A 23,784-nucleotide genomic window follows, 5' to 3' on the forward strand; every position below is an offset into this window, starting at 1 on the left:
CGCGGACCCGCAGGATCTTGCGCGCCGCCGCTGTCCCGAGAAGGCTTGTCCTCACGACACCGTGACGTGATCGGAGCCAGGGATGGACACCACGATTACCGAGATCGCTCCCGACATCTACCGGCTGTCCACGTATCTGGACGAGCCCAACCTGATCATGAACCAGTTCCTCGTCGACGGTGAGGAACCGCTGCTGTTCCACACCGGTCAGCGTGCGCTGTTCCCGTCCGTGTCCGCGGCGGTCGGCCGGCTGATTCCTCTCGACAGACTGCGGTGGATCACGTTCGGGCACGTGGAGGCCGACGAGTGCGGTGCGATGAACTCGTGGCTGGCGGCCGCGCCGAACGCCGAGGTCGCGCACGGGGCGATGGGTTGCTTCGTGCAGGTCAACGACCTGGCCGATCGTATGCCGCGTCCCCTGCAGTACGGCGACGTGATGGAGACGGGCACCAGGCGAGTCCGTCATCTCGACACTCCGCACGTTCCGCACGGGTGGGACGCCGGGCTGGTTTTCGAGGAGACGACGCAGACGCTGTTCTGCGGCGACCTGTTCACCGCGTTCGGGCATCATCCGCCTGCCACGGAGGAGGAGATCGTCGGCCCGGCCATCGCGGCGGAGGACATGGGGAACGCGACGTGCCTGTCACCGGCGCTCGGCCCCACGATCCGGGGACTCGCCGATCTGGAACCCCTGCTGCTGGCGCCGATGCATGCGCCGGTGTTCACCGGTGACTGCGTGCAGGCTCTGCACGATCTCGCACAGGCATACGAGGAGCGGCTCGCGGCCGAGACCGTGCGGTACCGCGAAGCGGAGTAGCCCGGCCTGTACTCGACGAATTTCCCCTCAACTGTGGCGCACGATACATCTTAGTGCTAAATTATTGAGCACTAAGGAACTACGCCTTCGGTTGAGCCTGGGAGTGAGCGATGACAACAGACGCAGACACCGTCCCCATGATGGTGCGTCAGATGCGGGTCGAGTCCTCGGGCGTGGTGTCGCTTCGCCTCGAACGACAAGACGGCGGCGCGGTCGACGGGTGGACGCCGGGCGCCCACCTGGACCTGCACCTGAACCGCGGGACCATCCGTCAGTACTCCCTCTGCGGAGACCCCGACGACAAGACCGGGTACCGCGTCGCGATCCTCCACGAGGTGACCGGCCGAGGTGGCTCCCGGCACGTCCACGAGACGCTGCGGCCCGGCGACAGCCTGTCGGTGAGCACGCCCCGCAACAACTTCGAACTCCTGCCCTCGCCGCGCTACGTGTTCATCGCCGGCGGCATCGGCATCACGCCGATCCTCGCGATGATCGGTGAAGCCGAACGCATGGGCGCCGAATGGGAACTGCACTACGGCGGCCGTGCCCGCGCGTCGATGGCGTTCCTCGACGAACTGTCCGGATACGGCGACCGCGTGCACGTCGTCACCGAGGAGACCGACGGCATCCTCGACCTCGCCGGCATCCTCGGCGCCGCCCGTGAGGAAACATTCGTCTACGCCTGCGGCCCCGAGGGTCTGCTCGGCGCGGTCGAGGGGTACACCGATTCCTGGCCGGACGGCGCGATCCGGCTCGAGCGGTTCAAGGCGAAGGAGATCCCCGCCGACACCCTCGCCGGCGACCGTCCCGTCCGCGTGATCTGCGAACGATCCGGCATCTCGGCCACCGTCGCCCCCGACCGGACCATCCTCGACACCCTCGAGGAATCCGGCGTCGACGTCCCCAACTCCTGCCGCGAAGGCATCTGCGGGACGTGCGAAACCCGCGTCCTCGCCGGCACCCCCGACCACCGCGACTCCCTGCTCTCCAGCTCCGAGCAGGAGTCCGGCACCACCATCATGATCTGCGTTTCCCGCGCCCGCTCCGACGAGCTCGTGCTGGATCTCTAGAAGGGAAGAACCATGAGCCTGTATCTGCAACCACGCCAGTCCGGCACGGCACCCACCCCGTACGAACGGAAGCTGGCCGGTGCGATCGAAGAGGTCTTCGGCACCGGTGTGCACCACCTCGAAGGCCTGGTGAAGGGTTTGAACGCCCTCGGCATCCACAGTCCCGGCGGCGACGCCTGGACCACCGACACTTTCACGGACGAGATCCGACGGATGGGGGCCTGACATGGTGAACCGACTGCACAAGGCGGCACTGACCGGCGACGAGATCTTCGCGACCGGGATGCGCGACCAGTGGCACGCGGTGTGCCCGTCCGACTTCGTCGCGCGCGGCGACATGAAGAAGGTGCGGCGCCTCGGCGAGGACTGGCTGCTGTTCCGTCAGTCCGACGGCACCCTCCGCATGCTCGCCGACCGCTGCCCGCACCGCGGCGCCCCGCTGTCGCAGGGTCAGCACCTCGGTGATCGCGTCGCCTGCCAGTACCACGGCGTGCAGGTCGACGGCGGCGGCACCGTCGTCTCCGTCCCCGGAATGCCCGGCTGCAACCTCGAGGGCAAGCGGCTGGTGACCAGCCTCCCCGTGCGGGAGGTGGCCGGCGCCGTGCTCGCCTGGTTCGGCACCGACCCCGACGCCGAGCCCGCGCCCCTCGAACTCCCCGAGCGACTCACCGACGACGGCATCTCGAACTTCCTCTGCTACGCGGAGTGGAAGGCGCCGTGGCGGTTCACGCTGGAGAACCTGCTCGACCCGATGCACGGAGCGTTCCTGCACCGCGAATCGCATTCGATGTTCGGCGGCGAGACGTCCGCGAAGTTCCGGATCCGCGAAACCGATCGCGGGTTCTTCTTCGAGAAGACCGACCAGCGGGGCGTGAACTTCGACTGGGTCGAATTCTGCCGGACCGGCATCGACTGGGTGGACCTCGAGATTCCCTACCCGCCGACCGCGGGCCCGGGTGGCTCGTTCGGCATCGTCGGCATGGGAACGCCGATCGACGCCGAGACCACCGCGGTGTTCTTCTGGCGGTACCGCCGCGTCGAGGGCTGGGAACGCGACGTCTGGCGGTTCCTGTACCGCACCAAGCTCGAGGAGCGGCACTGGGTGGTGCTCGAGCAGGACCGCACCATGCTCGAGGCGATGGCATTCGACGCGGACCAGGCAGAGAACCTGTACCAGCACGACCTCGGCGTCATCCGGCTCCGCCGGCTCTACCGGGCTCAGGCGGAAGCCCAGGCGAAGGCACTTCAGCAGGCGTAGGGTCGCCCGGGTTGACGTGAATGAAATGTCAACTAAGAATGTGTGACGGCCGACACGTCGGGCGCCGGCCGGGGTACGAGGAGGCGCGAGCGGTGCTTACGAACGGTGACGATCGAGGTCGGCTCGCGTTGGTCGAGGCGGCGGGGCGGTGCTTCGCCGAGCTCGGATACGAGCGCACCACCGAGGCGGTCATCGCCGCTGCCGCCGGGGTGTCGCAGGCCGAATTCTCCGCCCGGTTCGCATCCCGGGACGACGCGTTCCGTGCCGTCGCCGCCGCGGTGTTCGACACGTTCGTCGAGGCTCAGCGCATCCCGGTCCCGCCGGACGCGGACCCGCGCACCGTCCTGCGCGCGGCCACCGCGGCGTTCATCGAGACCGTCTACAGCAGCGGCCGCCTGTTCACGATGATCGAGGACCGCGCCGCCGTCGACCCAGTGATCGGGGAACAGCTCGAGGCGGCCCACAACCGGATCCTCGGCCGGTACATCCGGTTCATCGAACGGCTCAACCAGGCCGGGATCGCGACGCCGTGCGCCGAACCCGCCCAGCTCGCCCGCAAGCTGTCCGAGGCGCAGTGGACGGGTGCGGCGCGCCTGATCGGTGCATCGCAGGACGAGCAGCGACGTTTCATCGTGGAGATGACGGCGGCGTCCGAACGGTTCATCGGATTCGGTGAGGTCGCCGACCTGACCGCCCGCGCGGCCAGCTGAGTCCTCCGCTCAGGCGGTGGGGGCCTGGTTCTCGACGATCGAGTGCTCGAGCTTGCGGAGCAATTCGGCCAACGCCGCCTGATCGTCCTGCGACATCCCGCTGAGGATCTGCGACTCGTTGGCGAAGTGGGCCTCCGCGACCTTCTCGATCACCCGCAAGCCCTCGTCGGTGAGTTGCGCGTGCACGATGCGGCGGTCCTCGGCGTCACGCTCCCGCTGCACCAGTCCCGCCTTCTCCAGGCGGTCGACGCGCAGTGTGACTCCGCCGGTGGTGACGAGGGCGGATTCCGCCAGCTGTCCGGACGTCATCCGGTACGGCGGACCCGAACGTCGGAGGGCGGCCAGAACGTCGAACGACGCCATGTTGATGCCGTGCTCCTCGAACACGGCGGCAAGGGACGTCTGGTACCGCAGATACGAACGGTGCAGGCGGCCCAGCACTTTCAGCGGACTCACATCCAGGTCGGGCCACTGGTGGGCCCACTGGTCGACGATGTCGTCGACGGCATCGCGATCTGGAACGGGGCGTTGCGTCACCGGGCGCACCTCCTGGATCCTCGAGGGTCTCATCTGTTTAGTACCAAGATATCGAACGAGCATAGGTGACGGCGACGCGCCGCGGGTCCCCGTCGATTCCTCGGAACGGGGACCCGCGGCGCTGCCGGGCGGGGTGCGCTGTCAGCGTCCCTCGACCGCCGCGACGGCGTCGATCTCGGCGATGGCGCCGTAGGGGAGGCTGCTGACCTCCAGGAAGGTGCGCGCGGGACGCGGCTCGTCGAAGATGCGCTCGAACTGGCGGTTCGCCTCCTCGCGCAACGACAGGTCGGTGACGTAGTAGGTGAGCTTGACGACGTCCTTCAGCTGTCCGCCGACGGTGGCGAGGCGATCGACCATGCGGTCCACGGCGGCGTCGAGCGCCTCGGTGCGGCCCGGGACGGCGGTGCCCTCGGCATCGACGGACAGTGCTCCGGAGACGAACGCGAGTCCGCCGGCGACCACGGCCGGGCTGTAGGGGTGGTGGGCGGTGACTTCGGTGAGGGACATGGAGGCTCGCTTTCTGGGTGGGCTACTCCGGTGATTATATCTTAGCGCTAAACTAATTGACAGGGTGGCGCGAATGAAGCTCCGCCCGACGGGTACTCGACGCCCATGCCCCGAGCCACGAAGCCCTCGGCCGCACCGTTCGTGCCGGACACCGTCGACCTCGACGCACTGTCCCGCGCGGCGGACGGGTGCCACGGCTGCGATCTGTACCGCGACGCCGAGCAGACCGTCTTCGGCGCGGGCAGGCGATCCGCACGGATGATGCTCGTCGGCGAACAACCCGGCGATCAGGAAGACCGCGTCGGTGAACCGTTCGTCGGTCCGGCAGGAAAACTCCTGAACAAGGCGCTCGACGCGGCGGGCATCGACCGGGACCTCACCTACGTCACCAACGCGGTCAAGCACTTCAAGTTCGTCCCCGCCGAACGCGGCAAGCGTCGAATCCACAAGAAGCCGAACCGCACCGAGATCGTCGCGTGCCGGCCGTGGCTGATCGCCGAACTGGCGGCGGTCCAGCCCGACGTCCTCGTGTGCCTCGGGGCCACCGCCGCGCAGGCATTGCTCGGCCCGTCGTTCCGCCTCACCGAACACCGCGGGGAGCTGCTGCACCTCGACGGCGAGGTCGACGTCGACGTGGATCCGGACGTCTTCGTGACGATCCACCCGTCCGCCGTGCTCCGCGGACCTTCGGAGGATCGGGACGACGCGTTCGGCGCCCTCGTCGCCGATCTGAAGAAGGCCGCCGCAGCCCTGTGATCAACCAGCCGAATCTCTGGCGCGACGGACCGCCGAGGACGAGATTGTTGGCATGACGAATTCCAACCCGAAGCAGACCATGAAGGCAGTCTCCTACTCGTCCTACGGTGGTCCCGAGGTGCTCGAGACCCACGACGTGCCCGTCCCCGAACCCACCGGCAACCAGGTACGCCTCGTCATCCGGGCCGCCGGCGTGAACCCCATCGACTGGAAGCTGCGGTCGGGGTCGATGGCCGAGGTGATGTCGGTGCAGTTCCCGAAGATCCCGGGCAGTGAAATCGCCGGCGTGGTCGACGCGGTCGGTCCGGACGCGACCGGCGTGGTGGTGGGTGACGAGGTGTTCGGCTGGTCCGACACCGGCGGCTACGCCGAATACGCGCTCGCCTCGATCGTCGTGCCGAAGCCGCAAGGGTTGAGCTGGACGGACGCCGCCACCATCCCCGTCGCCGGCGAGGCAGCCACCCGTGGACTGCGGCTCCTGAAGCTGAAATCCGGTGAGACGTTGCTGGTGAACGGCGCATCGGGGGCGGTGGGAACCCTTGCGGCGCAACTGGCGCTGGATTCGGGTGTCACCGTGATCGGCACCGCGAGCGAGAAGCACCACGACGCGCTGCGGGAGCTGGGCGTGACCCCCACGACGTACGGAGAGGGGCTGGCGGGCCGGGTCCGCGAACTGGCCCCGAACGGTGTCGACGCCGTCCTCGACGTCGGCTTCGGCGGGCTCGAGGCGGCGATGGACCTGCGCGGGGGCACCGACCGGATCGTGACGCTGTCGGACGGTGCCGCGTTCGGGCTGGGAATCACGTTCTCGTCCGGCAACGCCGGCGACCGGAACGCGGAGACACTGCGCCGGCTGGGCGCCCTCGCCGCGGACGGGAAACTGTCCCTCCCACCCGCCCGCACGTTCCCGCTGACCGACGCCGCCGACGCGCAGCGCGCCGGCGAGAAGGGCGGCAGCCGCGGAAAGATCCTCTTGCGCTGACGCGCCCGTGAGTACTTATTAACCGCCGCACGTTAATAAGTACTCACGGGTCAGGCGGTGGTGGCAAGGGCGGCGGCGAGACCGAACGGAACGGCCATCACCACCACCTCCACGATCGCCCGTCGCAGGGACCCCTCGGCGCTGATCCGGTGCGCGGCCGCCTGCCCGACCCACGTTCGCCGCCACCACCAGCCGAGCCCGAGGAGCGCCGCCAACGCCACCGCCTTGGCGAGCACGATGCGGCCGTAACCGGTGTCGAACAGCGGCGTCACCCCGCCCAGCCGGACCGCGGCGTCGACGATCCCGGTCGCGGTCAGCAACCACACGCACCGCCACGCGACGACGGAATACCGCGGCAGCCACGACGACCAGTCCCCGCGCGACCGGAGCGTCAGACCGAGGGCGGCGAGGAGCCCGAACCACACGGCGGCGGCGAGGGCATGGACGACGTCGAGGACCGAGCCGAGAACTTGCTGAGACATGTGGCCGGTGATCGGGCGGGCCACCAGGGCGAGCGCCGCGAGCACCAGCACCGGGACGGGGAGCCGGGCGTCGCTGCGGCGGAACGCGACCGCCGACCACGCGGTGGCCGCGGCCGTGCATACGAGAACGGCGAGGTCGACGCGTCCCGCGCTGATCTCGGTCACGTACGCGCCGAACCGTCCGACCGACAGCTCGGACAATCCCAGGGCGTCGGCCTCCGCCGCCGTCATCGACAGCAGCACCGCCTCGGCGAGCATCCACGCACCGGCGACGGCGGTCGACAGCCGCCACAGCCGTTCGTCCCGCACGAGGGGACGGTTGTCCGCGCGACTCCACCAGCCCAGCGCGGCGAGTCCGAGCACCGCCGAACCGAGCACCAGGCACAGCGCCCGGACGGCGCTCGACGGTGAGGGGTCTTCCGGTTGCGCCAACGCCCAACCGCATGCGACCCCGACGAGCGATGTGGGTACGGCGAACAGCAGCCAGGACTGTCGCGCCGTACCCACCGTGCTCAGTTCTCGCCGCGAGGCTTGCGGAGCGCGAACCACAGTCCGCCGCCGAACACGAGCACACCGGCAACGATGAACGGCCACAGCGGAACTCCGCCGCTGCCGGATTCACCCGAGCTGTCCGCTGCGGCGCCGGGGGTGCCCGACCCCTCCTCGGTGAGGGTGAACGTGCGGGTTCCGCTCACCGGATGCCCGTCGGCGGACGTGACGCGGAACGCGACGGTGTACACACCGGCCGGTCCCAGTTCGCCGAGTTCGGCACTAACCGTGGGCCCCTCGACGGCGGGGTCACCCTTGGTCCACAGGTTGCCGTCGGGCCCCACCACGGTGAGGGACGCGAACGATTCCTGCAGCGCCTCGTTGAACGTGACGCTCACCCGTTCCGGGCCGGCCGCGATCTCCGCGCCGTTCTCGGGGGTGGAGCTGATCACCACGGAATGGGCGAGCGCGGTGCCGGCCCCGAGCATGCTCGCGAGCATGGTCAGGAGCCCGACCGCGATCACCTTCACCGACGTGAAGGTGGTGCGTCCTCTCATGAGCGACGGCTCCGGACCATGGCGCCGAGGCCGAGGGCCGCACCGAGCGCGCCGAGGACCAGGCCGATGCCGCCCAGCCAGCGGGCGGTGTCGTCGGTGCCGGACGCCGTCGTCTCGGTCTCCTCGGACGTCGTGGCGCCGCCCGCGTCGTGGCTGTGGTCTTCACCGCTCGCCGCGGCCAGTGTGAGCGTGGGTGCCGGCTTGTCGGGCTCCGCGCCGTCGGCGCCGACCGCCTGATCCCAGTTGACGACCTCGCCGTCGCTGTACGTCTGGGCGGCCGGGAACGACACCTCGTCCTGCTCCGGCAGCGGTCCGGCGGACAGTTCGAACTGCTGGAACTGGCCGGGCGCCACACCGACACCGGGGTCGGCGGTCCACGTCACGGACTTCGCGAGCTTGGACGTCGGGTCCTTCTCGACGACGGACGTCCACCCCGGCAGCGGTGTGGTGCGGGCCGACTTCAGGTCGGGGAGCGTGACGGTCAGCTTGGTGGTGGACGCCGTCTCGGACTCGGTCGGAACGCGGAATGTCAGGACGGAGTAGCCGCCCTGCTCGGCGCCGGGGGCGACGACGGTCACGTGGGCGGCGGCGACACCGGCCGCGAGCAGCATGGCGCTACCGGCGGCACCGGCCGTGAAAAGGGCACGGGAAACGAGGGAATTCATCGAAGGTCCTTTGAGGGTCTGAACGGAGAAGAGGTGAGAGTCAGACCGGGACCGGGGGACCGCGACGCGAAATGCTCGCGCGCAGCAGGGCGACCACGGGATTCGCGGGACGCGCGGGGACGTGTGCCGTGGTCACCGCCGAGACGGGCTGCGGTGCGCCGCGGAGCACCACCCGCCAGACGTGAACGAGGGGGCCGTACAGACGCTCGGCGTTCGCGACCAGCAGGGCGCAGATCGCGGTGGCGGCCGCGTGCGCGGCGAGCATCGGCAAGGCCGGGACCACCGAGTGCACGTGCGAGGTGAGCGTCAGTGCGAAGTGTCCGGCCACCTGGCCGACACCGAGGGCACCCATCAGCGCGAGCGGTCCGTGGAAGCGGGCGGGCAGTTGCGCGGTGACCGCACCGACACCGCTGCACGTGACGAGCAGCAGGGTCAGCGCGGCGGATTCGGGGAGGCCGCCCCCGCCGATGCCGTGCGCGGCGACCGCGAGAGCGGCCACGAGCGCGCCGACCGCCGAGCCCCGAAGGGTGGCGGTCGCGGCGGGGCGGGCAGGGGACATTGCGGTGGGTCGGGTCGTTCAGCGCACGCCGAGGCGGGCGAGGAGATCGGCTTCGACTCCGTCGAGTTCGGACGAGATGGCGTGATGAGCGGCCTTGCGGCGGGCCTGCGGCATCTGCTCGGCCGCGCGGACGGCGGTGCTCAGATCACCGAGGCGCTCACGGATCGCGGCGGCGAACTTCTGCGTCTCCGCGTCGTCCGGCTTCTGCCCGAGGATCTCCGTGGTGGAGCTTTCGGCACCGGCGATGCGGGCGCTGAGCTTGGCGCCGTGCCCGGTGAAGTTGGCGAGCTGGTCGATGTCGACGCCCATCCGGTCGGCACGGCGGGCATCGATCTGCCCGCGCACGACCGTGGCGGCCCGGTAGGCGATCGGCAGCAGCACCGGCGTCAGCAGGCGTGCGACACCGAGGTACTTGCGGACGGCGGCGACCGTGAAACCCTTCTGGGCCGCGGCCTTCTCCTCGGCCTTCAGCGCAGCGATCTGAGCCTTCTCGACCTTCTTCAGTGACTTCAGCTCGGCAGCCTCGAGCTTGCGGCCGGCCTTGGCGGACTGCTTGTCGCGCTTCCGTTCGTTCTTCGCGCTCAGCTTCGCCTCCACTCCGGCCTTGTGCCTGAGTGCCTTGGCTTCCGCCTTGCGGGTGGCTCGGGACTTACGTTTCTTGAACAACCCCATCGAAAAGACCCCTTTTCCTGGTGTTTCAGCGCAGCCCACGCTACCAACTGCATCCGGTGCTTCGGGATCAGCCTAGGGGAGCACATAATCTTCGTCATCGTGTGTTCCCATATCGGTCAGCAATCAGAACCCGACGCCTCTCCCGGAAAGGCGTCGGGGACGGTGATCGATGCCAGCGCACTGACGCGGTGCCGCCACCGGGTGCACCTCGATGCGGCGTTCCCCGACCAACTCGCGGCCGCGCCCGAGGATCCGGGCGTCCGCCAGCGTCAGGATGCCGCCGCCGCCAAGCGTGAAGACGTCCGCCGGATCCTCACCGGCCACGCACCGGAACGGTGGGTGCAGATCGACACCGAGCAGAGCCTGCGCCTGCGGGCCGAGGACACCCTGGCCGCGTGCGAGGCGGGCGCCGACCGCATCTGGGGAGCCGTGCTCCCACTCGACCGGGACGCCGGCCGGCGGGCGCGCTGCGAGATCCTCATCCGTGACGAGGACCACGGCGGGTACATCCCCGTGATCGTCGTCAACCACAAGGTCACCGATCCCGGCCGCGGCGCGCTGACGTCGGACATGTTCGAGTGGCGACCGCGGGAGGACGCGACGCGGAAGCCGCGCGGTCAGGTCCGCGACCAGATGCGCGTCGCGCAGGTGTATCGGATGCTCGAGCGGCACGGGTTCGCGAGTCCGGCCCTGGTGGCCGGTGCGATCGGCTACGGCTCCGATGTCATCTTCGTGCACGACCTCACCACCATCCTCGACGACTACGACGAACGCTTCGCCGACCGGCTCGCCGTCGCCCGCGGGGAATCGGCGACCGTGCCGTCGAGGATCGGCGAATGCCGTTCCTGCCCGTGGTGGCCCGGGTGCGAGGAACAGTTGACCCAGACACACGACGTGAGCCTGGTGGCCACCGGTTCCCGCGCCGACATGCTGCGCGACGCGGGCTGCCACACCATCGACGACCTCGCGGCGTGGGACCGCGAACCGCTCGAGGACTGGCCGCACGGCGCGTTCGAGGACGCCGTCGTCACCGCGAAGGCGTGGCTCGCGGGAGCACCGCTGGTGCGACGGTTCCCGGAGATCCGGGTGACCCGCGCGGACGTCGAGGTCGACGTCGACATGGAGAGCTACCAGGAACACGGCGCCTACCTGTGGGGCACGCTGCTCAACGTGGACGGGGTGTCGGCGTACCGGCCGTTCGTCAGCTGGGACCCGGTGCCGACGCAGGACGAGGCGCGGTCGTTCGCCGAATTCTGGACGTGGCTGATGGCCGAGCGGGAAGCGGCGGCGCTGAGCGGCAGAACCTTCGCCGCGTACTGCTATTCGCGGTCCGCGGAGGACAAATGGTTGCTGGACTCCGCCCGCCGGTTCGCCGGGACACCCGGCATCCCCACCGAGGCCGAGATCCGGGAATTCATCGACAGCCCACAATGGGTCGACATCTACCAGGCCATCAGCGACCAGTTCATCTGCCCGGGCGGCAAGGGCCTCAAGAAGATCGCCCCGGTCGCCGGATTCCGGTGGCGCGACGCCGACGCCAGCGGTGAAGCGTCGATGAGCTGGTACCGCGAAGCCGTCGGCTACGACGGCGAACCCGACCTCACCCAGCGCGAACGACTGCTGCAATACAACGAGGACGACGTCATCGCCACGAAAGTACTGCGCGAATGGATGTCGGATCGGGCCGAGAAGGAGATCGCGCTCGCGTCCGACCTCTAGGCTGCAAAGCAGGCCCGATTCGGTAGGGGTGGTCAGGTGGAGGTGCCGAAGACATCCACGACGCTGCGGTTCGCTCTGCTCCTCACCGCCGCGGGCGGCTTCCTCGACGCCTACACCTACATCAGCCGCGGCGGCGTCTTCGCGAACGCCCAGACCGGCAACGTCATCCTCATGGCCATCGACCTGTCGGAGCGTCACTTCCACGCCGCCCGGGCCCACCTGTGGCCGATCCTCGCGTTCATCGTCGGTGTCGCGTTCGCACACCTGCTCAAGAGCGAACTCGCCCACAGCGTCTTCGACCACCCGATACGGATCGCCATGGTCGCGCAGATCGTCGTACTCGTCGCGGTCGCGTTCGTTCCCGCAAACGTCCCCAATGCGCTGGTCACCGTTCCCATTGCGTTCGTCGCGGCCATGCAGTTCGGCCTGTTCCGCACCATCGGGTCGCTGTCGTACATCGCCGTCGCCACCACCGGCAACCTCATGCGGTTCACCGAGTCGGCGTATGCCGGATTCATCGAGAAGGTCCCCGAATCGCGTCAGCACACCCGGGTGTACGCCGCCATCGTCAGCAGCTTCGCCGGTGGGGCCGTCGTCGGAGCATTCGCCACCCGCTACTTCGGCGGATCCGCCGCCTGGATCCCCGCCGCCCTCCTGTGTGGAGCCCTCGTGCTGTTCTACATCGACGACAGGCGGCGCCGCCGCCTGTGAGCGGTCGACGAGTGCCTGGACTCCTCAACCGCGCACGGGCGGCGAAGCCGGCTACTCGGAATTCGCGGGCCCGATCCACTCCGGATACTGCACGGCAACAGGCATGGTCGGCGGTTCGAACCCGGCAGGCGGCACGAGGTTGCCGGACGCATTCGGGGCGAACGCCGGGAACTGCTGCTGCCACCAGTCCGTGCAGCCCTGTGGAATGACATCACCATTCAGCCGACGCAGGTAATGGAGCTTGGTGATCTTCCAGCCCTCGAACACATTCCACGTCGGTACCCGATGCGCGCGGGGATCCTGCTGGGCGGGGTCGGTGTCAGGAACACCCGGCTGTCCGGGGTCGTCGGCAGTGCGCTCGAGTTCGACCCGGAACGCCATGTTGAGTGGATTGAGCGAGATATTCGTACCGTTCTGCGGGAAAAGGTAGTAATTGCACACCGTTGCCGCAAGTGTGGTCTCGGTGGACTCATAGGCACTGATATGCGCGAAGCTCGTTCCCGGAGCCTGCGAATCGTTCTCGGGTTCGAGTGCGGTCATGAAGGACTCGATGTCGGGATCACCATGATGAGCCTCGCCACCCACCGCTCTGCCGAAACCTGGATACGAGTTCTCGAGACCCACGAATGCCGTGTAGTCGCCGGCCTCGTAGCTTGCTCGTACCAATTCGGCGCCCCGGCCGAACAGGTCGATCCCCTGATCGGCTGACCAGACGTTGGAATACAGCACTTCTCGTCCTTGTGCGGCTGGTGCCGGTGCCGGTTCATTGCTCGGGTTCGTCCCGCATCCTGATGCGAGCATCAGCGTCGCCGCCGCTGACCACCCGATCCGCGCTCCGCGGTTACCCGTCATTGCGGACCACATCGTCGTACCCGTTTCGGATGCGCTCGCCATTGCCGTCAGCGGGATCTCCGAGATGGTTGAACATGTCTTGGTAACCATCTTTCATCCGCAGATCCAGGTCGGGATTCGACCTCACGTCATCCCACGACAGGAGATTTCCGGACCCGTCGAACGCCCATGGGTACTCCTGACGGAATGACTCGGGAAGAACGGGTGCGGCTCGGATGATGTTGTAGTAGTCGCGGTAGAAGTCAGGAGCCTCCAGGGGAACGGATGGTGCCGGCCCCGGCGCTTTGCCGATGATGGCGTCCTTCAACGGGTCGCCGCCGGCGTCGATCATGGTGTTGATGAACTCCCCGCCGGGCAGTCGGTCCAGGCCTACGGAGCCGACGCTGGTGAGCGCACCGTAGGCCGCGGCCTTGCGGTCGTAGATGGCCTGCGCCTGCTCGGCCTTGTCGCTGTAGCTGTCCTCGGTCGAGAGGAGTAGCCCCCGGTCCATGAGGCCGTGGATTCGGCCGGCGGCGGAGAGGTCGCCACCGGCCAGGGGTGCCGACGGGTCGTGCGCGTACTGGCCCTCGGCGGCGAGGATTTCCTGCATCGAGGACTGGGTGAAATGTGTACCCGCCTCCGGGTCGGTGTTCATGACGGCGACGACGTTCGACGAGCCGCCGAAGTGGTTGTTGTCGGCCGGGTCTGCCCAAGTGCCGATGTCGAATCCGGGGTTCTCCGGTCTGCCGGCACCCGCGAGATCGCCGATGTACGGACTCATGCTCTGAGACACGGTCCGAAGGAGGTCCGCATTGATCTCCCCGACGGATTGCCCGTTGGTTCCGGGTATTCCCCTCAGCGTGTCCCAGTCGGTACTCATGTTCTCGGCGACGGCCGACATGATCTGCCCGCTGCGTGTGGCGGATACGACGTCGGCTCGATTGTCGGGGTCCTCGACTGTGGCCTCGGCGACGCCGAACTGGAACATCGATGCTGCCGATTGCCCGTTGTCGGACCAGTTGTGCGTGAGGACGTCGCGAACCAGGTTCTGGCCGGTGTCGGGATGGGTGACAGCGTTCTCGACGGCGATCTTGTCGTCGCCGACGGCGGTGAAGATGCTTTCGGTGATCGCCGTGTTCTCGGTACCTCGACCGTCGACTGTGAAGTACTCGAACGTGTGGTTGGGGTTCTGCTCGTGCGCAACCTGGGCGTCGAGGTACTGGCGACCCACCTCCAGCAGGTGCTGATCGAGGCTGCTGCCGTTCTTGTATTGCGCATCGCCGGCCTGGACGATGTGCGCGATGGCCTGGTTGTCGGCGACACCGTTCAGTTCGACGCTGGCTGCGCCGGTGGATCCGACCATCTTGAAATCGCGGTTCACGAGGTCGTCGCGGGTCAGCGATTCGCGCATCTTGTCGGGTAGCAGGTTCAGGCCGCCGTTGGTCGGCACCTGCGAGTCGCCTGTGACGGTGGCGGTGACCTTGTCGTTCGACACGATCTGGAGTGAGTTCGCCAGGGCGCGCCCCGAATCCGGGGGCAGTTGGTCGATGATCTGCTGGATCTCCTGCGGGCTTTTTCCATCCAGCGACCGGCTGATCTGGGTTAGATACTCCATCTGAGACGCAGGGACTGTCGCGGTGTTGCCGGAGTTCACGGCGTCGAGTTGTTCGGGTGTCAGTTCCCCGGCCTCAATCAGCCGCCGGACCTGCTCTGGATCCATTCCGGCGGGATCGGACACGAGTTGCGTCCCATCGGACGCGCCTTGATCGGAGCCCAGTGCCGCGGCTGAAGTGAAGGTGGCCCGTAATCCGTCGCGAGCCGAATTGAGCGCAGCCATGACGCTCGCGTCGGCGGTCTCCGTCGCCGACGCCGCGTCGACGATCTCGCGTTGCCATCCGGTCATCTCGGTCACGCGATCGTTGTCGGGATCGGGGTTCGCGGGATCGGTGACGGTCAAGTCGTCGGCTACACGGAAACCCGCAGACTCCGCGGCCGTGATCGCCATCCGTGCGCGCTGCAGGGGCGCGTCCACATCGTGGAAACCCTGTTTCGCGCGGTTGGCGAGAGCTTCGAGTTGATCCACCACCACAAGGGCTGTCTTCTTGTCGGCGTTCGCTCTGTTCTGGGCGGCCTCGGCGGTCTTACCCTCCCAGTAGGCGTCGTTGACCTTGGTCACGCCGTCGACGTATCGAGTGAAGAGATCTTCGACCTTGGTGCCGAGGGCGATCCAGGCGTCACCGATCTCGTTCAGCGTCGAGGGATTCCAGGATTCGATCTGGGTCCGGGTGATGCTCATGCGTCACCGCTCCAGTCGCCCGTTGCGTTCGTGTAGGCAGTAACGAATCGGTCGGCCGACGATTCGTCCTGGCTGCGGTACTCCTGCGCAACGTGGATCATCACGTCCCCGGTCTCGCCGAGTCTTTCCTTGATCGCTGGGACAAGCGCTCCATCAACGAGATCCGCCGAGATCCCGGCCGCCTCGACGACCGAGGACATCACGCCCCCCACGCTCGACATGAACGGTCCCGCCGCCGGGCCGGTTCTCAAACCGCTCGCCTCGTCGGCCAGCCCGTGCAAGGTTCCCCCCAGCTTTTCGAGCTCATCCAGATCAGCTTTCAACGTTCCCACGAAGCCCCCCTCGTCTGTTCACGAATCGAGAGCAGCGTCTACATAGATCTCATACTATCTGCCACTCGTTTAGCAGACTGTAGAGGTGTATGTGTGTCACGGCTACCCGCATCACCGTGCGGTGGTGTGGGTTTGACCGTGTCCCACACCGACGCTTGTGGTGCAGGAACATGCTGTTTCGGAGTCACCCCCAACCACGGTGTTGCGGCAGGGAGGCTGTGGCGGACCCGGCGATGCCGTGCTCTGCTCGGGGTGGGATTGTTCTTGTCCCGGCACTTGCGCACCGGCGCATGCTCGGCGACCCGGATCGTAGGCATCTGACCACGCCGCCGGGTGACCTTGTTTCTGGCGAGCAGCGCGCGTTTGGCCAGGTTCACCCCCGCCACGTGGTCCCGGTTGCCGCCGACCCGGCAACGTGGGCACCACGCGTCGTGATAGCCGCCGGGACGTGCAAGCGGTTCGTTGCAGCCCGGACACTGTGCGGAGGAGCCTCGGGCGGGCACCGAGACCACCGTGATGCCGGCACCGGCGGCGGTGTGGGCGAGGGCGGCGACGGCTTGGCGGCGGGCGGACTGCGCGGCCCGATTGTTGTTGACCTGTCCGTGTCCGCGGGTCTCGAGGGTGGTGAGATTCTCCACCGCGATCACCTGCGCGCCGGCTGCGGCGGCGTAGTCGGTGACCTGGCGGGCGAAGTCGAAGGCCAGTTCCCGGTTGATCCTCCCCCTCTTGATACCCACCGCCGTGCGATGCTCGTCGAGGACGGCGATCTTCGCCTGCAACTCGGCGCGGACCTCCGGTAGAGCGGTGGCGGCCAGCCGTGTCAACCGGGCCGCCTTGCGGTGCAGCAGCTGGCCTTCGGCCTGCAGGCGGGCCAGTTTGATCCCGAGGCCGCGGTCGTCGTAGGTCCAACCCCGGTAATCTGAGGACAACCCGCCGGAACCCTCTGCCACGATGGCGGCGGCACCCAGAGTGGTCGGTGACCAATCCACCCCCACAGCGATCGTGGCCGAGTTCAGGGCGGCTGCCGGGACGAGTGCGGTCGCGGCGCACCGCCACAGCAGGCCCCGGCGGTCGAGGACCAGGGTCGGCAGATGCCAATCAGTGATCGCCCTGCCGTACAGATGCGCAGGGATGGTCGCGGTCAGTCGGACACTGCGCCACTGCGCCCGCCCCGCCGGGGCGGGGCAGGTCGGCAACTTCACCGTCAACACCAGCTCACGGTCTGCCACGGTGATCTGCGCGAGTTGCTGATCGGCGGCCGACAGTTGGGCCATCGCCGCCATCCGGGGTGGTTCCTGTATTTCGGTGATCCGCAACGGGCCGGCCGGTGCCCCGCCGTCCCTGCGTAAGCGTGCGGCGAGCTGGCGTCGCACTCCTCGAGCGAAACCCGAGGGTACATCGTCGCCCGGCCCGGTCGGCGGGGACACAACCCCGGTGGCCGGATCGAATCGGGCCGACAGTGCCGTGATCGCGGTGTCCCGATAGGCCAGGGTCCGCAAGGTCGCGACCACCTGCGCCGTCACCACCCGGCTCACCCGCGACGGCACATAGACCCCGTCCGGGTAGATCGGAGTCCAGCCGAGACGGGCCGCGGCGACATGACCTTGCGCGGGCAGCCTGCGGTCCTGCCGGTCACGGCCGGCGGCGAGCACATCGAACGTCGCCGGCTGCCACAGCCGCGACACCAACCCGGGCGCCGGCCGCGGTGATCAGGTCGAGCAGCCACCCCACCCGGGTGTCGACGTCGTCGAGGCCGATCGGCTCGCCGGTCGCGTCGTCGACCGCCACATGGGCGCGGGTGGTCACCGAAAACTGCCGCGCCGCAACCGCAGTCCGACGATCCCCGCTGGTACTCATCGGTTACCCCGACCCCAACCGGGCTGCGGCATCGCCCCGGCGCCTGCGCCGATTCCGCTGCGAGCGCAGCCGGCGGCACCGGCCGGGAAGCGACACCACCGGCACTATCCCGCAGCGTCTTCTCCCGGTTCTCCAGCGATGCCTCTTGCCCGGTGGAGACAGGAACCCGGTAACACTGCGCCTCCACCCCGGCCGGCGCCACCGCCACCGAACCCGACGCGCGCCTGCCCGGGTAGACGTCCAGATCCACGCGATCAAACACCTGATGTCCCGCACCGGTACGCCGAAACCCGCAACCGACCCTCCGACGCCGCCGAACGCACACTAGCCACCGACGTGCCCAGGTACTCCGCGGCCTCCCCAATCCGCCTGCCGCAGAAAGTAGTAGATACTACGAGATAGTCATGGAATTTCGATCAACAGCGGGAAGCCTAGCGTCCCGTGCGTGCCCGACGAGTCCCTGGACTCCTCAACCGCGCACGGGTGGCGAAGCCGCAACTCCGAGGGAATAGGCGCCGACGATCTTCGGCGCGGATGTCTCGTAGAACCGGTCGAGGTCCTGGACGTCGAATCCGGCGTTCGTCACGAGGGTGGGAATGTCGCGGGTGAGGTGGCACCCACCGGCGACGGCCTTCTGGATCGGTTCGAGCCGGCGCTGCCACCGCTGGACGTTGGCGTCCGGCGCGAGACCGTGCTCGACGAAATGCAGTATGCCGCCAGGTTTCAGGACGCGTCGGACCTCCCGGAGTGCGGCGTCGACGTCCGGGATGGTGCACATCGTCCACGTCGACAGTGCGGTGTCGAAACTGTTGTCCGGGAAGGGGAGTGACTGGCCGTCCAGACCGGACCGCTCGACCGGTGTCGTCGACGCCGCCAGCCGTTTGCCCGCCAGCTTCCAGCCGAGGTCGGCGGGTTCGACGGCGCTCACCGAATCGACGGCGGCCGGGTAGAACGGGACGTTGAGACCCGAGCCGAATCCGATCTCCACCACGCGCCCGTGCAGACCGGCGCAGACGCGTCGTCGCGTCGGCTCCGTGAACTTCATCCCGCAACTGATGTCGACGAGCCGCGGAACGATCCGGTCCGAGTAGAACCCCATGCCCACCTCCCAGCGAAGGGCGCTTCGCGCCCCGTGCGCCTTTGTGGTAGTTGGAGCAACCAGAAAGGCGCACGGGTGGCGGAGCCGCCTACCGCGGCGCCATGCGCAGAGCGCCGTCCATACGAATGGTCTCACCGTTGAGGTAGTCGTGTTCGACGATCATCTGGGCGAGTTGGGCATACTCTGCGGGCTGACCGAGGCGCGAGGGGAACGGCACGCCCGCTTCGAGGCCCTTGCGGTATTCGTCGGTGACGCCGGCGAGCATCGGGGTGTCGATGATGCCGGGGGCGATGGTGTTGACGCGGATGCCGAACTGCGCGAGGTCGCGGGCGGCGGGGACGGTCATGCCGTGCACGCCACCCTTGGACGCGGAGTACGCGATCTGCCCGATCTGGCCCTCGAACGCGGCGACGGATGCGGTGTTGATGATGACGCCGCGCTGCCCGGACTCGTCGACGGTGTCGGTCTTGGCGATGGCGTCGGCGGCGAGGCGCATGACGTTGAACGTGCCGAGCAGGTTGACCGTGATGACGGTGCGGAACAGTTCGAGGTCGTGGGGGCCCTTCTTCGACAGGATGCGCCCGGCCCAGCCGACGCCGGCACAGTTGACGACGATGCGCAGCGGCAGACCCGATTCGACGATCTTCTCGATCGCGGCCTGGACCTCGTCACCGCTGGTGACGTCGGTGGCGAGGAGGGTCACGCCGTCGGGGACGTTGTCGCCGGCGCGCTCGATGGACTGCTGCAGGTCGAGTCCGAACACGGTGGCTCCGGCGTCGGCGAGACGCTTGGCGGTGGCGGCGCCGAGGCCCGAGGCTGCTCCGGTGACCAGTGCGGCGGTTCCCTGAATTTCCACAGTTCGCATCCTTACTTTCCCGGCGGCCTCCGTTGGCCGACCCTGGTGACCTGCACCATAACGCCCGCTCGGTGTGACGGCAGCAGCGAGGGAAACGTGGTGGGCGGGGGACCGGGTAGTTTGTCTTCTCGCGCGGATCAGGGGACGCGCAGGACCGTAGGGGGACGGATGAGCGAGGACCGGCTCGAAGTGGATCGCGACGCGTTGGTGCGGTGCATCGCCGCGTGCGAGGTGTTGGCTGCCGACATGCAGGACCTGCGAGAGCGAGCGCATCGCGAACTCGCGCCCGAGAGCTTCGGTCTCGGCGAAACCCACCTGCGGTCGGCGGCAGACCTGGCAGCCCGGTTCCGGGCGACGGCGATCGGCGGCCCGGGCGTCGCTGTCGAGAACTCGGCGGTCGGGACGTTCGCGGCGCACGAGCGTTACGCGCTGGATCTGAAGGCGACGTTCGAAGCGGCGCTCGCCCGGTACGACGAGCAGGATGCGGCGACGGCACACCGCCTCGAGCAACTCTGACCACTCGCGTCAGTGAATGTGCGCCTGCCAGTCCGCCGGAACCCGAGGGGCGGGACCGGGGACGGTCTGGTCGATCGGATGATGTTGCGGCGGGGCAAGATCGGGGCCTTCGAAGGCAATCTCGGTGGCGTAGTTCCAGAACCAGTTCTCGCCCGGTTCGAAACTCCGCACGACGGGGTGCCCGGTGTCGGCGGCGTGCTTGGTGGCGTGCTGTTCCGGGGAGGAGTCGCAGCAACCGATATGGCCGCACTGGGCGCACCGGCGCAGGTGCACCCACCACCCGCCGTCGCTGTCGCACTCGGCGCACCCCTCTCCGCTCGGCGGCACGCTCGGGTCGATTCCCTCCAGCTCACCCATCTGAGGCTCCTTCCGCTGCTGCGACTTCGGGTTCGATCGGAATGCGGACCTGAAACCGGGTGTCGCCCGGTTCGGACTCCACGCGCAGGTCGCCGCGATGTTTCTTCACGACGATCCGCCACGAGATGTCGAGGCCGAGTCCGGTTCCCTCACCCACGGGTTTCGTCGTGAAGAACGGTTCGAAGATGCGCGACCGGATCTCTTCGGGCACACCCGGTCCGGTGTCGCCGATCTCGATGAGGGCAATGTCGCCGTCGCGGCGGGTGCGGACGGTGAGGGTGCCGTGGCCGTCCATGGCGGCGACGGCGTTGTCGATGAGGTTCGTCCACACCTGGTTGAGTTCCGCGGCGTACGCCGGGATCTGCGGCAGCGTCGGGTCGTACTCCTTCACCACCGTGACGGAGTCGCCGATCTTGCGGCCGAGCATCACCAGCGAGCTGTCGAGCAGTTCCCGCAGATCGACGCGCTGGTAGGGGGCACGGTCCATCTGCGAGTACTGTTTCGCTGCGTTCACCAGGGTGGAGACCCGGGCGGTCGAGTCGGCGATCTCGTTCATCAGCAGTTCGGTCTCGATGGTGTAGTTGAGCCAGCGGATCGCGCTCTCGACCATCGATTCGTCGTCGACGCTGGCGACGATCCGCTCGAGCCACGGCACGTCGAGACCTGCCTGCACGAACGTGGGCGCCAGGTCCCAGCCCTCGGAGACGCCGTGGTCGTCGAACCAGTCGCCGAGTTCGTCCTCGCGGTCGGACGCTTCGAGCGGGGTCAGCGTCGGCGCCTTCGCGACCAGTTCGGCTGTTTCCTCCTGCAACCGGATCAACGTGGCCAGCGCCTGCCGGTCGTACACGCCCGAGGCGATCACGCCCAGTTTCTGCCGCATGTGCGACACCCGGTCGCGCAGCGACGCCGTCGCCCGGACCGCGGCGGCCGCCGGGTTGTTGAGCTCGTGTGTGAGCCCCGCCGACAGCGACCCCAGCGCGAGGAGGCGTTCCCGCTGATCGACGACCTGCTTCGCGTTCTGGTTGCCGAAGAACAGCCCCTCCAGCAGGTGCACGGCCATCGGGAACCACTCGCGCATCAGCTGCCCGAAGCGGTCGGCGTCGAGGACGAAGAACTTCGACGGGGCGGTGACGCGCATCGACGCGGTGTACGTCTGGGGTGCGCGGTCGCCGAGATACGACTGCCAGGCCCCGGAGTACACGCCGCGCTGGGACGTCCGGCTGAACTCGATCTCCTCGCCGCCCGACAGTTTGCTCAGCACGAGCTCGCCTTCGATCAGCACGTAGAAGCACGTCGCGACCTCACCTTCCGCGAACACGGGGCCGGGTTCGATCAGTTCGACGTGCCCTTTCTCGCAGAGCTGCTCGAGCTGGTGGTCGGTGAGCTTCTCGAAGAGGAACAACGTCCTCAGCTCGGGGGGATTGCACGGGAGTTGGGTCATGGTCTGCCCCTGGTCACGGTCGGCCGATGTAGCGGTGGACGAGCATCACGGCCATGGCGCCTTCGCCGACCGCCGACGCCACCCGCTTCGCCGATTCGGAGCGCACGTCGCCCGCCGCGAAGATCCCCGGGACGCTCGTCTCGAGGTGATGGGGGAGACGGTCGAGGGGCCAGCCGCTCGGTGGTTTCCCGTCGACGACGAGGTCGGGTCCGGACACGACGAACCCGTTCTCGTCCCGCGCGACGACACCCTCGAGCCATTCGGTCCGCGGGGCGGCGCCGATGAACAGGAACAGGAACCCGGCGTCGACGGTCTCCTCGTCGCCGGTCGCGTTGTTGCGCAGCCGGACCTTCTCGAGGTGACCCTCGCCCTCGACGCCAATCACCTCGGTGCACGGCCGGACGCGGATGCGCGGGTTCCGTTCGATCTGCTGGACGAGGTAGTACGACATCGAATCCTCGAGCGACTGCGCCCGGACGACGATGGTGACCGACCGGGCGCCCCGCGACAGGTAGACCGCCGCCTGTCCGGCGGAGTTGGCCCCGCCGACGATGTAGACGTCCTGGTCGGTGCAGCGGGCGGCCTCGGTGACGGCGGATCCGTAGTAGACGCCGCGACCGGTGAGGTCGTCGACTCCGGGAGCGGGGTGACGCCGGTAGGAGACGCCGGTCGCCAGGATCACCGTGTGCGCGTCGATGGTGTCGCCGTCCGCGAACCGGACGGTCCGCGCCGATCCGTTGACCTCGAGCGCCACCACATCGCGGGTGGTGATCAGTTCGGCCCCGAATCGGGTGGCCTGCCTGCGGGCCCGTTCGGCGAGCTGCGCGCCGGACACGCCGTCGGGGAAACCGAGGTAGTTCTCGATGCGGGAACTCTGACCCGCCTGCCCGCCGGTTGCGGTCCGTTCGATCAGGGCGGTGCGCAGACCCTCCGAGGCGCCGTAGACGGCGGCGCCCAGGCCGGCCGGTCCGCCGCCGACGACGACGAGGTCGTAGAAGTTCTCCGACGGGTCGGTCCGGAGTCCGAGATGCCGTCCCAGTTCGGTGTCCGACGGCTCCACCAGGCATTCGCCGTCGGAACAGATCACCACGGGCAGTCGCCGGCCGTCCTCGCCTGCGGCGGTGAGCAGCCGACCGCCTTCCGGCTCGTCCGACATGTACCAGCGGTACGACAGCTGGTTGCGGGCCAGGAACTCGCGCACTTCCGAGGACCGCGGCGCCCAGCGATGACCCACGACCTTCGTCTCCTCGGCGGGGTGATGATCCGACGACGCCCACGCCTCGAGCAGGGCGTCGACCACCGGGTACAGCTTCTCCTCGGGCGGGTCCCACGGTTTGAGCAGGTAGTGGTCGAGGTCGATGACGTTGATCGCCTCGATGGCCGCGTCGGTGTCGGCGTAGGCCGTGAGCAGCACGCGCCGCGCGACCGGATACAGGTCCATGGCCTTCTCGAGGAACTCGATCCCGCTCATCGACGGCATCCGGTAGTCCGCGAGGATCGCCGCGACGGGATCCCCGCGCAGCTTCATCTGCTTCATCGCGTCGAGTGCGGACTCGCCGGATTCGGCGCGGATGATCCGGTACTTCTCACCGTATCGGCGCCGCAGATCGCGGGCGACGGCGCGCGAGACCCCGGGATCGTCGTCGACGGTGAGAATCGCAGGCTTGCCGCTCGCTACGGGATGGTTCACACACGCCCTCTCGTCCGT

The 23,784-nt window shown here is 68.3% G+C and carries 25 protein-coding genes and 1 pseudogene; 10 read left to right on the forward strand and 16 right to left on the reverse strand.

Annotated elements, in window-relative coordinates; translation table 11 throughout:
- Positions 1–82 precede the first annotated feature (82 nt).
- The 5 genes from ACLIVD_RS01705 (at position 83) to ACLIVD_RS01725 (ending at position 3,855) form a co-directional block, all read left to right on the forward strand.
- On the forward strand, positions 83–817 hold the full coding sequence (locus ACLIVD_RS01705) for an oxygen-binding di-iron domain-containing protein (protein ID WP_317569637.1): 735 nt from the start codon (positions 83–85) through the stop codon (positions 815–817).
- A 110-nt stretch (positions 818–927) separates the two neighbouring features.
- Positions 928–1,887 (forward strand): PDR/VanB family oxidoreductase, encoded by a 960-nt coding sequence (locus ACLIVD_RS01710; protein ID WP_491931836.1) that lies wholly within the window; start codon positions 928–930, stop codon positions 1,885–1,887.
- Between the two features lie 12 nt (positions 1,888–1,899).
- Entirely contained in the window at positions 1,900–2,112 is a 213-nt protein-coding gene (locus ACLIVD_RS01715; RefSeq protein WP_005248918.1) for a recombinase-like helix-turn-helix domain-containing protein, read from the forward strand.
- A 1-nt stretch (position 2,113) separates the two neighbouring features.
- Positions 2,114–3,145, forward strand: a complete 1,032-nt coding sequence (locus ACLIVD_RS01720) for a Rieske 2Fe-2S domain-containing protein (RefSeq protein WP_491931837.1) — start codon at positions 2,114–2,116, stop codon at positions 3,143–3,145.
- Positions 3,146–3,165: 20 nt separating this feature from the next.
- A complete protein-coding gene (locus ACLIVD_RS01725) occupies positions 3,166–3,855 on the forward strand; it encodes a TetR/AcrR family transcriptional regulator (RefSeq protein ID WP_348539636.1) in 690 nt (229 codons plus the stop codon).
- A 9-nt stretch (positions 3,856–3,864) separates the two neighbouring features.
- On the opposite strand, the gene ACLIVD_RS01730 is transcribed toward ACLIVD_RS01725, so the two are convergent.
- Both ACLIVD_RS01730 and ACLIVD_RS01735 read right to left on the reverse strand, forming a co-directional pair.
- The gene (locus ACLIVD_RS01730; protein ID WP_192817853.1) at positions 3,865–4,425 is read right to left on the reverse strand and encodes a MarR family winged helix-turn-helix transcriptional regulator; all 561 of its coding nucleotides are present in this window, start codon (positions 4,423–4,425) and stop codon (positions 3,865–3,867) included.
- A gap of 108 nt (positions 4,426–4,533) precedes the next feature.
- Complete coding sequence (locus ACLIVD_RS01735) at positions 4,534–4,899, reverse strand: RidA family protein (protein ID WP_009477076.1); 366 nt, start codon at positions 4,897–4,899, stop codon at positions 4,534–4,536.
- A gap of 105 nt (positions 4,900–5,004) precedes the next feature.
- Here ACLIVD_RS01735 and ACLIVD_RS01740 point away from each other — a divergent pair, with 105 nt between their 5' ends.
- Together ACLIVD_RS01740 and ACLIVD_RS01745 are read left to right on the forward strand one after the other, a co-directional pair.
- Complete coding sequence (locus tag ACLIVD_RS01740; protein ID WP_280781931.1) at positions 5,005–5,655, forward strand: UdgX family uracil-DNA binding protein; 651 nt, start codon at positions 5,005–5,007, stop codon at positions 5,653–5,655.
- Positions 5,656–5,707: 52 nt separating this feature from the next.
- Positions 5,708–6,637 (forward strand): NADP-dependent oxidoreductase, encoded by a 930-nt coding sequence (locus ACLIVD_RS01745; protein WP_491931838.1) that lies wholly within the window; start codon positions 5,708–5,710, stop codon positions 6,635–6,637.
- A gap of 50 nt (positions 6,638–6,687) precedes the next feature.
- On the opposite strand, the gene ACLIVD_RS01750 is transcribed toward ACLIVD_RS01745, so the two are convergent.
- The 5 genes from ACLIVD_RS01750 to ACLIVD_RS01770 are packed head-to-tail and all read right to left on the reverse strand — an operon-like array spanning position 6,688 to position 10,061.
- Positions 6,688–7,626, reverse strand: a complete 939-nt coding sequence (locus ACLIVD_RS01750; protein ID WP_491931839.1) for a CopD family protein — start codon at positions 7,624–7,626, stop codon at positions 6,688–6,690.
- Between the two features lie 5 nt (positions 7,627–7,631).
- On the reverse strand, positions 7,632–8,165 hold the full coding sequence (locus ACLIVD_RS01755; protein WP_477952433.1) for a copper resistance CopC family protein: 534 nt from the start codon (positions 8,163–8,165) through the stop codon (positions 7,632–7,634).
- Positions 8,162–8,830 carry a YcnI family copper-binding membrane protein gene (locus tag ACLIVD_RS01760; RefSeq protein ID WP_009760486.1) on the reverse strand — a complete coding sequence of 223 codons (669 nt, stop codon included), beginning with the start codon at positions 8,828–8,830 and terminating at the stop codon, positions 8,162–8,164. The genes ACLIVD_RS01755 and ACLIVD_RS01760 overlap by 4 nt, the downstream gene beginning before the upstream one ends.
- A gap of 40 nt (positions 8,831–8,870) precedes the next feature.
- Entirely contained in the window at positions 8,871–9,389 is a 519-nt protein-coding gene (locus ACLIVD_RS01765) for a hypothetical protein (RefSeq protein ID WP_009760487.1), read from the reverse strand.
- Positions 9,390–9,407: 18 nt separating this feature from the next.
- Entirely contained in the window at positions 9,408–10,061 is a 654-nt protein-coding gene (locus ACLIVD_RS01770) for a DUF6474 family protein (RefSeq protein ID WP_280781925.1), read from the reverse strand.
- 162 nt (positions 10,062–10,223) lie between these two features.
- On the opposite strand from ACLIVD_RS01770, the gene ACLIVD_RS01775 reads away from it, so the two are divergent.
- Together ACLIVD_RS01775 and ACLIVD_RS01780 are read left to right on the forward strand one after the other, a co-directional pair.
- Complete coding sequence (locus ACLIVD_RS01775; protein ID WP_491931840.1) at positions 10,224–11,780, forward strand: TM0106 family RecB-like putative nuclease; 1,557 nt, start codon at positions 10,224–10,226, stop codon at positions 11,778–11,780.
- 36 nt (positions 11,781–11,816) lie between these two features.
- Positions 11,817–12,491 carry a YoaK family protein gene (locus ACLIVD_RS01780; RefSeq protein WP_280781924.1) on the forward strand — a complete coding sequence of 225 codons (675 nt, stop codon included), beginning with the start codon at positions 11,817–11,819 and terminating at the stop codon, positions 12,489–12,491.
- A 51-nt stretch (positions 12,492–12,542) separates the two neighbouring features.
- On the opposite strand, the gene ACLIVD_RS01785 is transcribed toward ACLIVD_RS01780, so the two are convergent.
- From ACLIVD_RS01785 to ACLIVD_RS01810, 6 genes and pseudogenes are all read right to left on the reverse strand, one after another.
- Entirely contained in the window at positions 12,543–13,220 is a 678-nt protein-coding gene (locus ACLIVD_RS01785; protein ID WP_283332599.1) for a hypothetical protein, read from the reverse strand.
- Positions 13,221–13,332: 112 nt separating this feature from the next.
- Complete coding sequence (locus ACLIVD_RS01790; RefSeq protein WP_491931841.1) at positions 13,333–15,618, reverse strand: TPR repeat domain-containing protein; 2,286 nt, start codon at positions 15,616–15,618, stop codon at positions 13,333–13,335.
- Positions 15,615–15,950 (reverse strand): hypothetical protein, encoded by a 336-nt coding sequence (locus ACLIVD_RS01795; protein WP_105422240.1) that lies wholly within the window; start codon positions 15,948–15,950, stop codon positions 15,615–15,617. The genes ACLIVD_RS01790 and ACLIVD_RS01795 overlap by 4 nt, the downstream gene beginning before the upstream one ends.
- A gap of 38 nt (positions 15,951–15,988) precedes the next feature.
- Positions 15,989–17,807: pseudogene (locus tag ACLIVD_RS01800) on the reverse strand (zinc ribbon domain-containing protein).
- Between the two features lie 469 nt (positions 17,808–18,276).
- Positions 18,277–18,906 carry a class I SAM-dependent methyltransferase gene (locus ACLIVD_RS01805; protein ID WP_491931842.1) on the reverse strand — a complete coding sequence of 210 codons (630 nt, stop codon included), beginning with the start codon at positions 18,904–18,906 and terminating at the stop codon, positions 18,277–18,279.
- Positions 18,907–18,994: 88 nt separating this feature from the next.
- Positions 18,995–19,762 (reverse strand): SDR family NAD(P)-dependent oxidoreductase, encoded by a 768-nt coding sequence (locus ACLIVD_RS01810; RefSeq protein WP_005562584.1) that lies wholly within the window; start codon positions 19,760–19,762, stop codon positions 18,995–18,997.
- Positions 19,763–19,930: 168 nt separating this feature from the next.
- On the opposite strand from ACLIVD_RS01810, the gene ACLIVD_RS01815 reads away from it, so the two are divergent.
- A complete protein-coding gene (locus ACLIVD_RS01815; protein ID WP_317569621.1) occupies positions 19,931–20,278 on the forward strand; it encodes a hypothetical protein in 348 nt (115 codons plus the stop codon).
- Positions 20,279–20,287: 9 nt separating this feature from the next.
- On the opposite strand, the gene ACLIVD_RS01820 is transcribed toward ACLIVD_RS01815, so the two are convergent.
- From ACLIVD_RS01820 to ACLIVD_RS01830, 3 genes are read right to left on the reverse strand one after another with little or no spacing between them, the layout of a single operon-like run.
- Positions 20,288–20,635: a UBP-type zinc finger domain-containing protein gene (locus ACLIVD_RS01820; protein WP_418341925.1), complete on the reverse strand. Its 348-nt coding sequence runs from the start codon at positions 20,633–20,635 to the stop codon at positions 20,288–20,290.
- A complete protein-coding gene (locus ACLIVD_RS01825) occupies positions 20,628–22,076 on the reverse strand; it encodes an ATP-binding protein (RefSeq protein ID WP_491931843.1) in 1,449 nt (482 codons plus the stop codon). Before ACLIVD_RS01825 ends, ACLIVD_RS01820 begins: the two co-directional genes overlap by 8 nt.
- 13 nt (positions 22,077–22,089) lie before the next feature.
- Positions 22,090–23,766 (reverse strand): NAD(P)/FAD-dependent oxidoreductase, encoded by a 1,677-nt coding sequence (locus ACLIVD_RS01830; protein WP_491931844.1) that lies wholly within the window; start codon positions 23,764–23,766, stop codon positions 22,090–22,092.
- Positions 23,767–23,784: the final 18 nt, after the last annotated feature.

This window comes from Rhodococcus sp. G6(2025), from assembly GCF_058628105.1.